Genomic DNA, 14464 nt, shown 5'->3' on the forward strand with positions numbered 1-14464 from the left:
TTGGGCGGGAAGGCGTCGGGTTCTACCGGCCGGTATCGCCCTTGTCTGGGGATTGTGCCGACAGGGGCTTGGGTGGCGGAGGCTGCGGCGGCGACGGTGGCGTGACCTCCGTGGCCGGCGGCGCCAGCCGGCGCAGCGCGGCGTCGCGCTCGGCCGGCGGAAGGTCGCCCAGGCGGCGCGCCTCGGCATAGAACCGGGTCCAGTCGCCGCCCGACTTGGCCAGCAGCGCGGTGAACGCGGGCACCCATTGCTGGTAGGTGGCCACGGCGGCCAGGTGGGCATTGGTCAGGGGCTGGTCGAACCAGCGGTCGTAGCCGCTGTAGTTGCCCCATTCGGCGCGCTTGTGTGCATAGTCTTCGCGCAGTTCGGTGAAGATCCGCGCCTTGCCCTGGCGCTTGGCCTCATCGTCCAGCGGGGCGCGGTACAGCGCCACGAGCTTGTCGCGCGTGCGCAGCAGCATGGCGCGGAAGTCGCGCCGGCGGCTGTCGTAGATCTGGTAGCTGGCGCGGGCGTCCGCTGAGGCAGCGTGCGCCAGCCATTGCTCCACCCCGGCCGTCTCCACGGCGGTGGCGAACGACTCGTTGAACGCGGTGTCGTTGCGCACGTAGACCACCTGGTGGGCCAGTTCGTGGAAGATCAGCCGGGCCAGTTCGCCCTCGGGCTGGTAGACGAAGGTATTGAGTAGTGGATCGTCGAAATATCCGAGCGTCGAATAGGCCGGGATCCCGGCCACGTAGGCCTCGAAGCCTTCCCGGCGCAGATCCTTGGCGTACTGTTCGGCGTCCTGGGGATCGTAATAACCGCGATATGCGATGCAGCCCACGATGGGGAAGCACCACTTGCGCAGCTCCATCGACAATTCCGGCGTGGCGAACACACTCCACACCACGTAGGGCCGATGCAGGTTGGCGTAGCGGCGATAACTGCCGTTGTCCGGCAGCTTCAGCTCGCGCGAGGCGTAGTCGCGCATCTGCCGCGCCAGCGTGAGGCGCTGGGCCAGGCGGGTGTCGTTGGCGTTGCGGGCGGCGTCGATGGCGTCGTCGAGCGACTCCGCTTTGGCCATCACGCCCAGATGGCCGCCGACCGACTGATAGTAATAGCCGAGCGTGTCGCAGCCGGCCGCCAGCGCCGCGACGGCCAGCACCACCAGGGTGCCCGCCACGCGCCAGCGGGCCGGCCAGCGCATCATGACGCCACGGCCTCCCTCTCCGCCTCGGCCGGCGCGGGCGCCACCTCGACCAGACAGTCGTAGAAGACCGGCGCGCGGCCCAGGTCGGTCAGGCGCTGGCTGGTCAGTTCGTTGGCGTTCTTGCCGTCCGACGCCAGCTTCTTCCACCAGATCGACAAACCCACCACCAGGCCCTGCCGCGCGCGGTCCGTCACGCGGGCGCGGGCCAGCATGCTGCCCCGGTCGTTGAAGGCACGGACCATGGCGCCGTGGACGATGCCGCGCGCGGCGGCGTCCAGCGGATGGATGTCCAGGTGCGGCTCGCCCTCCGTGGCGCGCAGGCTGTCCACGTTGACGAAGGAGCTATTGAGGAAATTGCGAGCCGGCGGCGAGATCATCGCCAGCGGATAGCGGGCCGCCAGCTCGGGCGCCGAGGCCGGCGCCTCGTAAGGCGGGACATAGGCCGGCACCGGATCGAGGCCGTCGCGGGCCATCGCCTCGGAGTAAAACTCGCATTTGCCCGATGCCGTGGGGAAGCCGCCCTCGGCGAACGGCGCAGCCGGCAGGTTCAGCTTCTGCCAGCCCTGCTCGCGCAGCGAATCCCAGCTGATGCCCTCGGCCCGCTTGTCCTCGCGCAGGATGGCCTGCGCGGCGATGGCCTCGTCGCTATCGGCAAAACACGGCTCGGTGAAGCCCATGCGCGCGGCCAGCCGGCGGAAAATCTCGGTATTCGGCAGCGCCTGGCCCATCGGCGCCACGGCCTGGTTGTTGGCCAGGAAGTAGGTGTGGCCGTAGGCCTTGTGGACGTCCACATGCTCGAGCTGGGTCGTGGCCGGCAGGACGATATCGGCGTAGTCGGCCGTATCGGTGCGGAAATGCTCGAGCACCACGGTAAACAAATCCTCGCGCGCGAAGCCGGCCGCCACCTTGGCCGATTCCGGCGCCACGGCCACCGGGTTGCTGTTGTAGACCACCACGGCTTCGATCTTCGGGCCCTGGGCGCCGGTGCCGTCGTCGAGCAGCGCGTCGCCAATCGTGCTCATGTTCACGGTGCGCGGCACCTGCGGCCAGTCTGGCAGCAGGTCGGGCCGCTGGAGCGCCGCGTGGTCGATCGGGAAGAAACCCGAGGTCGATAGCTGCAAGCCGCCCGCCGGGTGGCGCCAGGCGCCGACCAGCGACGGCAGGCTCGCCACCGCGCGCACGGCCTGGCCGCCGCCGTGGGCGCGCTGCATGCCGTAGTTCAGGCGGATGGCCACTGGCTGGCGCTCACGCACCGCGAGTTGGCCGTAGAGGCCGGCGATCCATTCGATGTCTTCCACCGGCACGCCGCAGATCTCGGCGGCGCGGGCCGGCGAGAATTCCATCGCCCGCTCGCGCAGCGCGGCGAAGCCGACCGTGTGCCGTTCGATGTAGTCGTGATCGAGCAAATCGTCGCGGATCAGCACGTGCATGATCGCCAGCGCCAGCGCGCCGTCGGTGCCGGGCATCGGCGCGATGTGGCGGTGGCACTTCTCGGCCGTCAGGGAGCGATACGGGTCGATGGCGACCAGCGTGGCGCCACGGCGCTTGGCTTCCTGCGCGCGAGTCCAGAAATGGAGGTTCGAGGCGATCGGGTTGCCGCCCCAGATGATCACCAGCTTGGCATCGGCCACGTATTCCATGTCCATGCCCACGCTGGCGCCATAGGTATAGCGCAGCGCCGTGGCGCCCGCGCTGGCGCAGATCGTCCGGTCCAGCAGCGAAGCCCCGAGCTTGTGGAAGAAACGCGCGGCCATGCTTTCGCCCTGCACCAGTCCCATGGTGCCGGCGTAGCTGTAGGGGATGATGGCCTGCGGGTCGCGCGCGGCAATGGCGCCGAGGCGGCGGGCCACCTCGTCGAGCGCCTCGTCCCAGGAAATCGGCTCGAACTTGCCCTCCCCCTTCTTGCCGACGCGGCGCAGCGGCGTCAGCAGCCGGTCAGGGTGGTAGGTGCGTTCCGTATAGCGGGAAACCTTGGTGCACAGCACGCCCTGGGTGGCCGGGTGGTCGGGGTCGCCGGCCACCTTGATGGCCCGGCCGTCCTCGACGGTGACGAGCAGCGCACAGGTGTCGGGGCAATCGTGGGGGCAGGCGGCGCGGACGATACGGGTGGCCATGGTGATGTCGGACGTGGGGCGGCTGGGGGGCCTTGGGGCCTGGGGCGATGGATTTCTGGCGACGGAGCGGGCCAGGCGGCCGTCATGTCTGGGGGCATGACTGTGGCGCAAGCGCCTCGCCGGAGGGTTCCGAACCGGGAGAAATTGTTTGGCTCCGATTGTATTCGATTATGATGTTCCGGCGCTGCCGGGCAAACCGCCCGACAGTCCGGCCACCGTGCCGGAACCCCCTCACAAGCAACAGACCGGGCGGGGGCCGCGGGGTACAGAAGCACAAGAACACTTTGGATTTTTTGACGGGGATTCACATGGTTTTGCATTCTGGGGTCACGCGCCGGCGCTTTGCCGGCCTGCTGGCGGCGTGCGCCGTCGTCGCATCCGGCGCGGCAAGCGCGGCCAACACTACGGCCACCGAGACCGGCGTTACGGCCGACACCATCCTGCTCGGCCAGTCCGCCGCGCTGACCGGCTCCACCGCGGTGCTCGGCAAGCAGATGAACTCGGGCGCGCGGCTGTATTTCGACTACATCAACCAGCAAGGCGGCGTGTTCGGCCGCAAGATCGAACTCAAGGCGCTGGACGATGCCTACGAGCCGGACGATGCCATCAAGAACACCAAAAAGCTGATCGAGGAAGACCGCGTCTTCGCGCTGTTCGGCTACGTGGGCACGCCGACCAGCCAGGCCGCCGTGCCACTGGCCAACCAGGCGCGCGTGCCGTTCTTCGCCCCGTTCACGGGCGCCCAGTCGCTGCGCGACCCGCGCAGCCGCTACGTCTTCCACGTGCGCGCCGGCTACGACGAGGAAACTTCCGCCATCGTGCGCCAGATCCGCACCACGGGCCTGAAGCGCGTGGCCGTGGTCTATAACGACGACGCCTACGGCAAGGCCGGCATCGCCGGGGTGGAGCAGGCGATCAAGTCGCTCCCGGCCGACAGCGGCGTGAAGCTGGTCGCCCAGGAGTCGGTGATCCGCAACACGGTGGAGATCGGCGACGCGATGCAGGGCGCCATGAAGGCCAGCCCGGACGCCATCGTGCTGATCAGCGCCTACCGCACCGTGGGCGCGTTCGTAAAGGAAGCGCTGCGGCGCGGCTATAGCGGCCAGTTCTATAACGTGTCCTTCGTCGGCACCCAGGCGCTGGCCAAGGAAGTGGGCCCGCTGGGCAGCGGCGTGATCATCTCGCAGGTGATGCCGCACCCGGGCAACGCCACGCTGCCGGTGGTGCGCGAGTACCTGCGCCTGCTGCAGGCGTCCGGCAAGCAGAACGACTTCGACTACGCCAGTATCGAGGGCTTCATCGCCGCCAAGGCGTTCGTGGAAGGGCTGCGCCGCACCGGGCGCGAGGTCACGCGCGAGAAGTTCATCACCGCCGTGGAAAGCATGCGCAACGTGGATCTGGGCGGCTTCATCGTCCAGTACGGGCCAGAGAACCACGTGGGATCGAAATTCGTCGAAATGACGATCATCAACTCGCGCGGCGTGGTGATTCGCTGACGCACCTGTGGCGCCCCTCCTAGGGCGGAGGGGCCCCTTTCAAGCCATATCGTTCAGATGGCACGCCGAGAAGCGTAGCGGCGCGATCTCCTTCAGCATCGGCTGTTCCTCCCGGCAGCGCGGCATCGCGTGCGGGCAGCGCGGGTGGAAGTGGCAGCCCAGCGGCGGGTTCAGCGGCGACGGGATCTCGCCCCGGATCGCCACATAGGTCTTCTTGCCCACTTCTAGCTTGGGCGCCTCGGCCAGCAGCGCCTGCGTGTACGGGTGGTTCGGCGCCGCGAACACGTCCTCGGTGGGCGCCGACTCCACCACCCTCCCCAGATACATGATCACCACGCGGTCGCTGATGTGCTTGACCACGCCCAGGTCATGGCTGATGAACAGGTAGGTCAGGTTCAGGTCTTCCCGCAGGCGCATGAACAGGTTCAGGACCTGGGCCTGGATCGAGACATCGAGCGCCGCCACCGATTCGTCGCAGACCAGGAACTCCGGCTTCACGGCCAAGGCCCGGGCGATGCCGATGCGCGCCCGCTGTCCGCCCGAGAACTGGTGCGGGAAGCGGCGCAGCACGGTGGGATCCATGCCCACGCGTACGAGCATGTCTTCCACATAGGTCTTCTGGGCGCCCTTCTCGACCATGCCGTGCACCACGGGTGCCTCGCCGACGATATCGAGCACGCGCAGCCGGGGGTTCAGGGACGCGTACGGGTCCTGGAAGATCATCTGGATGGCGAGCTGCTTCTCGCGGCGCTTGTCGGGCGGCAGGCGGTCCAGATCCACGCCGCGCCAGAACCGTTCACCCTCGGTCAGCGTATGGAGCCCCACGGCCATCCGGCCCAGCGTGGACTTGCCGCAGCCCGACTCGCCCACCAGCCCCACCACCTCGCCCGCGCGGATCGCCAGGTCCACGCGATCTACGGCGTGCACTACCTCGACGCGCTGCTTCGCGCCGAAGACATTGGCGATCTTGGCCGCCACGTCGAGCGTCTTGACGAAGCGCTTGGACACCGCGCGCAGCTCCAGCAGCGGCGCGGGAGGCGTCGCGGGCTCGGTCGGCGTGATGTTGGCGGCACTCGCCGGAGTATCGATCACGGACTGGCTCATGCGGCCTCCTGCTGGGCAAGTACCGGGTGGAAGCAGCGCAGCTCCCGGCCGTCTGGCGAGGTGCCGAGCGGCGGTTCGGTCTTGCAGATGTCGGTCGCGTAGGGGCAGCGCTCGCGGAACGAGCAGCCGCCGGGCAGATTCAGCAGCGATGGCGTCATCCCCGGAATCTGCCGCAGCGGCGTGCCGCGCGGGTTGCGCGACGGCGCCGAGCCGATCAGCCCGTGCGTGTACGGGTGCTCGGGATGCTCCAGCACCTGGCGCACATCGCCCGATTCCACGATTTTCCCGGCGTACATCACGCAGACCTTGTCCGCGAGCCCGGCCACCACGGACAGGTCGTGCGTGATCCAGATCAGCGCGGTGCCCGATTCCCGGCACAGCGTCTGCATCTCATAGAGGATCTGGCCCTGGATGGTCACGTCCAGCGCCGTGGTCGGCTCATCGGCAATGATCAGGTCCGGCTTGTTGAGCAGCGCGATGGCAATCGCCACGCGCTGGCGCATGCCGCCCGAGAACTGATGCGGGTAGGCGGTCAGGCGCTCGTCCGGCGAGGGAATGCCGACCCGGGCCAGCGCGTTGCGCGCCCGCTCGCGGGCGGCCGGCTTGCTGACGTTGTCGTGCGCGCGCACGGCCTCGATCATCTGGGTGTCGATGCGCAGGACCGGGTTCAGCGTCATCATCGGGTCCTGGAAAATCATTGCGATGCGGTTACCGCGCACGTCGCGCTGCTGGGCGGGGGTGAGCGCGCGGAGGTCGCGCGTCACGCCGTCGCGGCTGGTCAGCGCGATCCGGCCGTCGACGACTTTGCCGGGCGCATCGATCAGGCCCATGATCGAATAGCCGGTCATCGACTTGCCCGAGCCGGACTCCCCGACCAGGCCCATGATCTCGCCGCGGTTGACCGAGAACGACACGTCGTCCACGGCCTTGGCCACGCCGGCGCGCGTGAAGAACTGCGTTTTCAGGTGTTCGACCACCAGGGTAGGTTGGCTCATGCGCGCTCCTGGGCGGTCATTGCGTTTGCAGGCGCGGGTTCAGCACGTCGCGCAACTGGTCGGCCACGAGGTTCATCGACACGATGGTCACCACCAGCGCGATCCCCGGGAAGAAGCTGATCCAGTACTTGCCGGACAGCATGTACTGCTGGCCGTTCGAAATCAGCGAGCCGAGCGACGGCTCCGTGACCGGCACGCCGAGCCCGAGGAACGACAGCGTGGCCTCCAGCGTGATGGCCGATGCCACCTGCAGCGCGGCGATCACGATCAGCGGCGGCAGGCAGTTCGGCAGCAGGTGGCGGAACATGATGCGCCCCGGCGGCAGGCCCAGGCACGTGGCGGCCTCGATGTACTCCTTGCGCCGCTCCACCAGCGCCGCGCTGCGGGTGGTGCGCGCGTAGTAGGCCCATTGCACCGCCACCAGGGCGATAACGATGTTGCCGAGGCCCGGCCGCAGGAAGGCCAGCAGGATCAGCGCCAGCAGAATCGGCGGAAACGAGAGCTGGAGATCGGCCACGCGCATGATCAGCGCCTCGATGCGGCCACCGAGGAAGCCGGCCAGCAGGCCGAGCGTCGCCCCCAGCAGCAGCGCGATCACCGTGCTGAGCACCCCCACGCCGATGCTGATACGCAGGCCGTACATCACGGCGGAGAGGATGTCGCGCCCCTGCTCGTCCGAGCCCAGCAGGAAGGTCAGGCCGCTGCCGGCCTGTTCGCCCGGGGCCATCCGTGCGTCGAGCACGTCCAGCGTGGCCAGGTCGTACGGATTCTGCGGTGCCAGCCATGGCGCGAAGATCGCAATCAGGATGATGAGGCCGAGCGTCACCAGCCCCAGCACGGCCAGCTTGCTCTCCAGGAACTGCCGGGCGAAGCGGCGGAACGGCGTCTGCTCCTTCGCCGGCACGGCCGGGATCGCGACTTCCTTGGTTGGGTTCGGTACGGTGCTCGCGCTCATGGCTCAGCCCTTGTTGTCGGCAATGCGCACGCGCGGATCGAGCATGCTGTAGACGATGTCCACCACGAGGTTGATCAGGATGAACAGCGTCACGATCACCATCAGGTAGGCCACGATCACCGGGCGGTCCAGCAACTGGATCGAGTCGATGATGAGCTTGCCCATGCCGGGCCAGGCGAAGATCGACTCGGTCACGATGGCGAACGCGATGATCGAGCCGAACTGGAGCGCGATCACGGTCACGATCGGGATCAGAATATTCTTAAGAACGTGCACCCCGACGATGCGGGAGTTCGACAAGCCCTTGGCCCGGGCGAACTTCACGTAGTCCTGCAGCATGGCCTCCTGCGTGCCGGCGCGCGTGAGCCGGATCACCATGGCGATGTTCAGCAGCGACAGCGTGACCGCCGGCAGGATCAGGTGGCGGATGCCGTCCACGGTCAGGAAGCTGAGCGGGATGCCCAGCACCCGCACGGTCTCGCCCCGGCCATTCGACGGCAGCCAGCCAAGCTGCACCGCGAACACCATGATCAGCATCAGGCCGACCCAGAACGTGGGCAGCGAGAAGCCCAGGATCGATATCGTCATGATCGACTTGCCGGCCACGCCGGTGGGCCGGAGCCCGGCCCAGAGACCTAGCGGAATGCCGAGAACGATGGCCAGCAGGATGGCCGTGACGGCCAGTTCCATGGTCGCCGGCATGCGCTCGAAGATCAGCTTCAGTGCGGGCGTGCCATGGGCGAACGACGTGCCGAGGTTGCCGTGCAGCGCGTTCTGCAGAAAGATCCAGTACTGTTCCCAGAGCGGCTTGTCCAGCCCGAGCGCGGCGATGGTGCGCTTGATGTCCTCCTGGTCCGCCTGCGGACTGATGAGGATGTCGACCGGGTTGCCGATCGCAAAAACGCCAAGAAAGACGAGCAGCGACATGACGAGGAGCACGACCACGCTCTGCATCAGGCGCCGGATGATGAAAACCAGCATGGTGGAGACACTATCCTTTCGCCGGCAACGGTCCCCAGGTCAGGGACCGTTGCACGACGGCATCCGCTGCTAGCTTAGTGCAGCCGATTGACCCCAGCCGACTTATTGCGGCTTGAAGTTATGCGCATAAGTGCGCTCGTCGGTACGCGGTACGTAGGTGATGCCCTTCTGCGTGGCCCACGTGGTGACTTGCTGGTGGATCGGGATGATGCCGCCGTCGTTGATGGCGATGGCCGTGGCTTCCTGCAGCAGCTTCGACCGTTCAGCGTCTTCCACCGTGGCCAGCGCCTTCTCTAGTACGACGTCCATTTTTGGATTGCAGTACTCGCCCCAGTTGGTCGTGCCGAAGCCCTTCTTCGAGTCCTCGCAGGCGAGCAGCGCACGCAGCGGCGAGCTGACCTCGCCGGTCTGGGCGCCCCATCCGAGCAGGCCGAACGACCACTCGTGCTTGATACCCTTCGACGAATAGGTGGCCATCGGCATGCCTTCCACCTTGGTGGCGATGCCAATCCGCGTCAGGTTCTGGGCGATGGTCTGGGCAATCTTCTCATCGTTCACGTAACGGTTATTCGGCGTGTGCAGCGTGACGCCGAAGCCGTTGGGGTAGCCCGCCTCCGCGAGCAGCTTCTTGGCGCCCTCGGGATCGTATTTCACCGTCTTCAGGGCCGGGTTGTAGCCGAACAGCGTGGGCGGCACGAGGTTGTTGGTCGGCTCGGAAAGCCCTTCCATCAGCCGGTCCTTGATGCCCTGCCGGTTGATGGCCATGCTGATGGCGTTCCGCACGCGCGCATCCTTGAGCGGATTCTTATCCATCGGCTGGCCGTCCTTGGTGGTGACGTACGGCGACTTGTCGCGCTTGGCATCGAAAAACAGGTAGATCACGCGGTGCGAGATCTTGCTGAAGAACGACAGCTTCGGGTCCTGGCGCACCTTGGGCAGGTCCGGCGTCGGCACGTTCTCGATGGCCTGCACGTCACCGGACAGCAGCGCGGCGAGGCGCGTGGCCGGGTTCGGGATGAAGCGCAGCGTGACCTTGTCCCAGGCCGGCTTCGGGCCCCAGTAGTCGGGGTTCTTGACCAGTTCGACCCGGTCGTCGCGGGCGTAGCTCACGAACTTGAACGGCCCGGTGCCGACCATGCCCTTGCCCTGCGCGAAGTCGTCGGACGTCAGGCCCTGCGTGGCCTTCTTCTGCACCATGAAGATCGACGTCAGGTCGTTCAGCATCAACGGATACGGCTGGTTGGTGGTCAGCTGGAGCGTGTACTTGTCGATCACCTTCTTGTTGATGATCGCCTTGGTATAGACGTCGAACTTGCCCGGGCTGTTCAGGATCGTGGCGGGGCGGTCGAGCGACCAGACCACGTCCTCGGTCGTCAGCTCTGTGCCGTCATGCCACTTCACGCCCTTGCGGATCTTGAATTCCCACGTGAGGTTGTTCACGAGCTTCCAGGACTCGGCCAGGCCCGGAATGATGCGGCTGTCCGGGTCGAGCTTCACCAGGGAGTCGAACACGTGTTCGGACACGTTGATGTTCGAGAACAGGTTATAGAAATGCGGATCCATCGAGGTCGGCGGCGAACTCATGGCGATCTTCAGGTCGACCGCCTGGGCGGGCGCGGCCAGGCCGAGGCCGAGGGCGCTCGCCAGCAGCACGGCGGCGGCGGTATTGCCGACCCTCTTGCTCATGGCGATCTTGACCTTGTTGACAGTGCGAAGGGACATCGCGCGTTTCTCCCTGTGGGAAGTCTGAAATGACAATAAGGAGCAGTCGTCGCCTGCGCAATAAGAAATCGCCGCATTTTGGTGCGGCCCATTCTGCATCGCGGATCCGGGCGCGACCGGCCAGGCACTTCAAGCATGAACTGTTCCAGCAGTGGAACGGCAGCGCCATGCGGGGAAACCCACCCGGCGAGGGGTGCGCGGGCGCGCGAGGTGCCGTGCTGCAGTGCGCCAAGTCGGGGCGCCAAGGTCCGTCTTTGGCGCTTTGCAGGCAGACAGGTATGATCGGGGTATCCCACTGCCCGGTACGGCACCATGAAGCTCATCCCAGAAATCCTCCAGGCGCAAGCCGAAATCCGCACCCTCCGCCGCGACATCCACGCCCATCCCGAACTCTGCTTCGAAGAACAGCGCACCGCTGATCTGGTCGCAAAAAGCTTGGAATCGTGGGGCATCGAGGTCCATCGCGGGCTTGGCACGACGGGGCTCGTCGGCGTGATCCGCAACGGCAACAGCGGCCGTTCGATTGGCCTGCGTGCCGACATGGACGCACTGCCCCTGCAGGAAGCCAATACCTTCGGCCATCGCTCGCAGCACGACGGCAAGATGCACGCCTGCGGCCATGACGGCCATACGGCGATGCTGCTTGGCGCGGCGCGCTACCTCGCCGAGCACCGTAATTTCGACGGTACCGTCAACCTGATCTTCCAGCCGGCCGAAGAGGGCGGCGGCGGCGCGCGCGAGATGATCAAGGACGGGCTGTTCAAGCGTTTTCCGTGCGATGCCGTCTTCGGCATGCACAACTGGCCGGGCATGCCGGTGGGCTCGTTCGGCACCACGGCCGGGCCGCTGATGGCATCGAGCAATGAATTCCGCATCGTCGTGAAGGGCAAGGGCGCCCACGCGGCCATGCCGCACAACGGCTTCGACCCAGTCTTCACCGGCACGCAGATCGTCTCGGCGCTGCAGGGCATCATCACGCGCAACAAGCGGCCGATCGACACGGCCGTGATCTCCGTGACCCAGTTCCACGCCGGCGATGCCACCAACATCGTGCCGGATCAGGCATGGATCGGCGGCACGGTGCGGACGTTCACGGTGCCGGTGCTCGACCTGATCGAGCGGCGCATGGAAGAGGTGTCGCGCGCGGTGGCGTCGGCGTTCGACTGCACCATCGAATTCGAATTCCGCCGCAACTACCCGCCGACGATCAACAGCGCCGCCGAGGCGGAGTTCGCGGTGGGCGTGGCCAGCGAGGTGGTGGGCGCGGACCATGTGGACGGCAACGTCGAGCCGACCATGGGCGCCGAGGACTTCTCGTTCATGCTCCAGGAAAAGCCGGGCTGCTACCTGTTCATCGGCAATGGCGAGGGCACGCACCGCGAGGCCGGCCACGGCATGGGACCGTGCATGCTGCACAACCCCAGCTACGACTTCAATGACGAACTGCTGCCGGTGGGCTCGACGTTCTTCGTGAAACTCGTGGAGAAGTGGCTCGCTGCCGCCTAAGTTTGGCGTTGATTGCGGGCAGCTTTTCAGAATCCGCTCATAGGAAAGGCCGGCGATGACGCATACGCTGTTGGACGACAACACGGCGGAAGGCTTCGCCCGGGTGGCGCTGGACAACATCGTCCGTCCCTATCCGTACAAGCTCGACCACCTGATGGCGCGTGCCGGCGATCTCACCGAGCCGGCGGTGGCGCATCCGGTCTTCTATGGCAGCTACGACTGGCATTCGTCGGTCCATATGCATTGGCTGCTGGTGCGACTGCTGGCGACGCGCCCGGACCTGCCGATCGCGCCGCAGATCCGGCAGACGCTCGACGCGCAACTTCGCCCTGAGGCATTGGCGACGGAGTTGGCGTACTTCGAGCGTCCGGGCTCGCGCACGTTCGAGCGGCCGTACGGCTGGGCTTGGGTGCTGCGCCTCCAGTCGGAACTGACGCTGCTGGGCGCAGACGACCCACAGGCAGCGCAATGGGCAGCAGCTTGTGCGCCCCTGGCCGACCACCTCGCGCTGCGTCTGATCGAATCCATCGAAATCGCCGATTTCCCGGTGCGGACCGGCACCCATTTCAACAGCGCGTTTGCGCTCGTGATGGCGCTGCATTTCGCGCGTAGCACGCAGCATCTGGCGCTGCGCAAGGCCATTGTCCGGCGCGCGCACCGCTGGTTCGGACATGATCAACGGTATCCCGCCCGCTACGAGCCGGGCGGCGACGAGTTCCTGTCAGGTGGATTGATCGAAGCGGTCCTGATGCAGCAAGTGACCGACGACGACTGCTCGTTCGGGGACTGGTGGGAGATGTTCTCGCCAGGGCAGGCCGAGTTGGCGACCTGGCTGACGCCGGTGACGGTGGCGGATCGCACGGACCCGAAGATGTCGCACCTGGACGGCCTGAACCTGTCCCGTGCATGGTGCTGGCGGCTGCTGGGGCCCGCCCTGCCCCCGACGCTCCAGCCGCTGGCGGTGCGGGCGTGGTCCGACCACCTCGAGGCGTCACTGCCGCAGGCGGTGGGCGGCCACTACGTCGCCACCCATTGGCTGGCGACGTTCGCCCTGCTCGCGCTCGAGGACACGGCGCCAAGCCAGGCCTCCGCCTGCTCACTCGACCAGGACTAGTCCCCGGTCAATCGAGGACGATGTCCCCGTACCAGGACTCCGCGCGGCTCTTGGTATTGTCGGTATCGGTCATCAGCCCCACGGCGATGACCTTGCCGGGATCGGTCCCGAACGCCTTGCGGTAGTCCGCGCGCAGATCGCGCTCATGGCAGCGCCAGCTATTGGCGTGGCGCGTGCCCGAATCGACCACGATCATGCGGACGCGATCCGTATGGGGGTTGTTCAACACCGCGCCGGCGGGACGGCGACCGCCCCAGATGTACATCAGCGTGGCGTAAGGCATCTCACGGCCCGTGGTGATGCGGGCCATTTCGTACATGAGCTGGTCGCGCAGCGACAGCTTGGCCGTATCGCCATCAAAGGCGACGAAGATGCGCAAAGGCGCGTCTTCCCGCTGGCCCATCGCGTTGTCGGCGCTACGGATCACGTCGCGCGTCTTCCACATCCAGCGAAGCATGCCGGGGTCGCGCTGCGTCAGTGGCACATAGAGCCCCGATGCGGAACTGTCGGCCTGGGCATGCAGCACCAGGCGCTGATCCACTTCGGTCAGCGTGTAGCGTGTGGGGGTCTTGTTGCGGTTGATCGTCCACGGCTGCCAGCCCGCAGGAAGATTTGCGAGCGACGCGGACGCTGAAAATGGAGGGAGTTCGGGCAATGCCACGGGCGCGGCAGCACTGCCTTCGCCTTCGCCTTCGGAGTCGCCGCCAGCCTCAGCATCGGCATTCCGCTGCGTGGCCAGCACGGTCGCGATATTCGCCGCCTCCAGCGCATCGACGTGAACAGCCGACTTCATGCCGGCTTTAGCCGCGAATGTCTTGCAATCCACTTCGGCCACTGGGACCATTTTCGTCGGATCGAAGGGAGGATTTCCCCCGCTCGATGCACATCCCGCCAACAACAACACGCCTGCCATGCTGGCAAGCGCGGGCCATAACTTCGTGGCCGCCATGTAACCCCCTAAACCCAATTTCTCGTCGCTGCTTCGCGCCTAGACCCGGCGCTTGTAGGAAACATAACAGAACGAAATCCGCGCCGGAATACTCCGGTACCCTGAATACAACAGCGATACGAAGCTGAAATGACGAGGGCTTCGCGGCGCGAACGAAATCGTCGCCGCAAAAGCAAAACCCCCAGCCTTTTGGGGCTGGGGGTTCTGGGTATAAGAGCCTGGCGATGACCTACTTTCACACGGGTAGTCCGCACTATCATCGGCGCAAAGTCGTTTCACGGTCCTGTTCGGGATGGGAAGGGGTGGTTCCGACTCGCTATGGTCACCAGGCATGAGGGG

At 66.4% G+C, this 14464-nt stretch carries 11 protein-coding genes and 1 rRNA gene; 3 read left to right on the forward strand and 9 right to left on the reverse strand.

The window, feature by feature from the left end; translation table 11 throughout:
• Window positions 1-22: 22 nt before the first annotated feature.
• Both AC1DP9_RS26030 and AC1DP9_RS26035 read right to left on the reverse strand, forming a co-directional pair.
• Window positions 23-1189, reverse strand: a complete 1167-nt coding sequence (locus AC1DP9_RS26030; RefSeq protein ID WP_477108892.1) for an aminopeptidase — start codon at window positions 1187-1189, stop codon at window positions 23-25.
• A complete protein-coding gene (locus tag AC1DP9_RS26035) occupies window positions 1186-3303 on the reverse strand; it encodes a molybdopterin-containing oxidoreductase family protein (RefSeq protein ID WP_477108893.1) in 2118 nt (705 codons plus the stop codon). The genes AC1DP9_RS26030 and AC1DP9_RS26035 overlap by 4 nt, the downstream gene beginning before the upstream one ends.
• A 308-nt stretch (window positions 3304-3611) precedes the next feature.
• Between AC1DP9_RS26035 and AC1DP9_RS26040 the strand changes: the two genes are divergently transcribed.
• On the forward strand, window positions 3612-4799 hold the full coding sequence (locus AC1DP9_RS26040) for an ABC transporter substrate-binding protein (protein WP_477108894.1): 1188 nt from the start codon (window positions 3612-3614) through the stop codon (window positions 4797-4799).
• 39 nt (window positions 4800-4838) lie between these two features.
• On the opposite strand, the gene AC1DP9_RS26045 is transcribed toward AC1DP9_RS26040, so the two are convergent.
• The 5 genes from AC1DP9_RS26045 to AC1DP9_RS26065 all read right to left on the reverse strand — a co-directional run bounded on the left by AC1DP9_RS26045 (window position 4839) and on the right by AC1DP9_RS26065 (window position 10520).
• Window positions 4839-5903 carry an ABC transporter ATP-binding protein gene (locus AC1DP9_RS26045; protein ID WP_441592184.1) on the reverse strand — a complete coding sequence of 355 codons (1065 nt, stop codon included), beginning with the start codon at window positions 5901-5903 and terminating at the stop codon, window positions 4839-4841.
• Entirely contained in the window at window positions 5900-6898 is a 999-nt protein-coding gene (locus AC1DP9_RS26050; protein ID WP_092298499.1) for an ABC transporter ATP-binding protein, read from the reverse strand. Before AC1DP9_RS26050 ends, AC1DP9_RS26045 begins: the two co-directional genes overlap by 4 nt.
• A 16-nt stretch (window positions 6899-6914) precedes the next feature.
• Window positions 6915-7853: an ABC transporter permease gene (locus AC1DP9_RS26055; protein WP_092298496.1), complete on the reverse strand. Its 939-nt coding sequence runs from the start codon at window positions 7851-7853 to the stop codon at window positions 6915-6917.
• A gap of 3 nt (window positions 7854-7856) precedes the next feature.
• Window positions 7857-8834, reverse strand: a complete 978-nt coding sequence (locus AC1DP9_RS26060) for an ABC transporter permease (protein WP_477108895.1) — start codon at window positions 8832-8834, stop codon at window positions 7857-7859.
• A gap of 102 nt (window positions 8835-8936) precedes the next feature.
• Window positions 8937-10520 (reverse strand): ABC transporter substrate-binding protein, encoded by a 1584-nt coding sequence (locus tag AC1DP9_RS26065; protein WP_092298966.1) that lies wholly within the window; start codon window positions 10518-10520, stop codon window positions 8937-8939.
• Between the two features lie 348 nt (window positions 10521-10868).
• On the opposite strand from AC1DP9_RS26065, the gene AC1DP9_RS26070 reads away from it, so the two are divergent.
• Entirely contained in the window at window positions 10869-12062 is a 1194-nt protein-coding gene (locus AC1DP9_RS26070; RefSeq protein WP_092298490.1) for a M20 aminoacylase family protein, read from the forward strand.
• Window positions 12063-12117: 55 nt separating this feature from the next.
• Window positions 12118-13176 (forward strand): DUF2891 domain-containing protein, encoded by a 1059-nt coding sequence (locus AC1DP9_RS26075; protein WP_477108896.1) that lies wholly within the window; start codon window positions 12118-12120, stop codon window positions 13174-13176.
• Window positions 13177-13183: 7 nt separating this feature from the next.
• Here AC1DP9_RS26075 and AC1DP9_RS26080 read toward each other — a convergent pair whose 3' ends face one another.
• Window positions 13184-14125 carry a DUF3047 domain-containing protein gene (locus AC1DP9_RS26080; RefSeq protein ID WP_477108897.1) on the reverse strand — a complete coding sequence of 314 codons (942 nt, stop codon included), beginning with the start codon at window positions 14123-14125 and terminating at the stop codon, window positions 13184-13186.
• Between the two features lie 216 nt (window positions 14126-14341).
• Window positions 14342-14455, reverse strand: a 5S ribosomal RNA gene (gene rrf, locus AC1DP9_RS26085).
• Window positions 14456-14464: the final 9 nt, after the last annotated feature.

The sequence above is a fragment of the Cupriavidus sp. 01L43 genome, assembly GCF_056399925.1.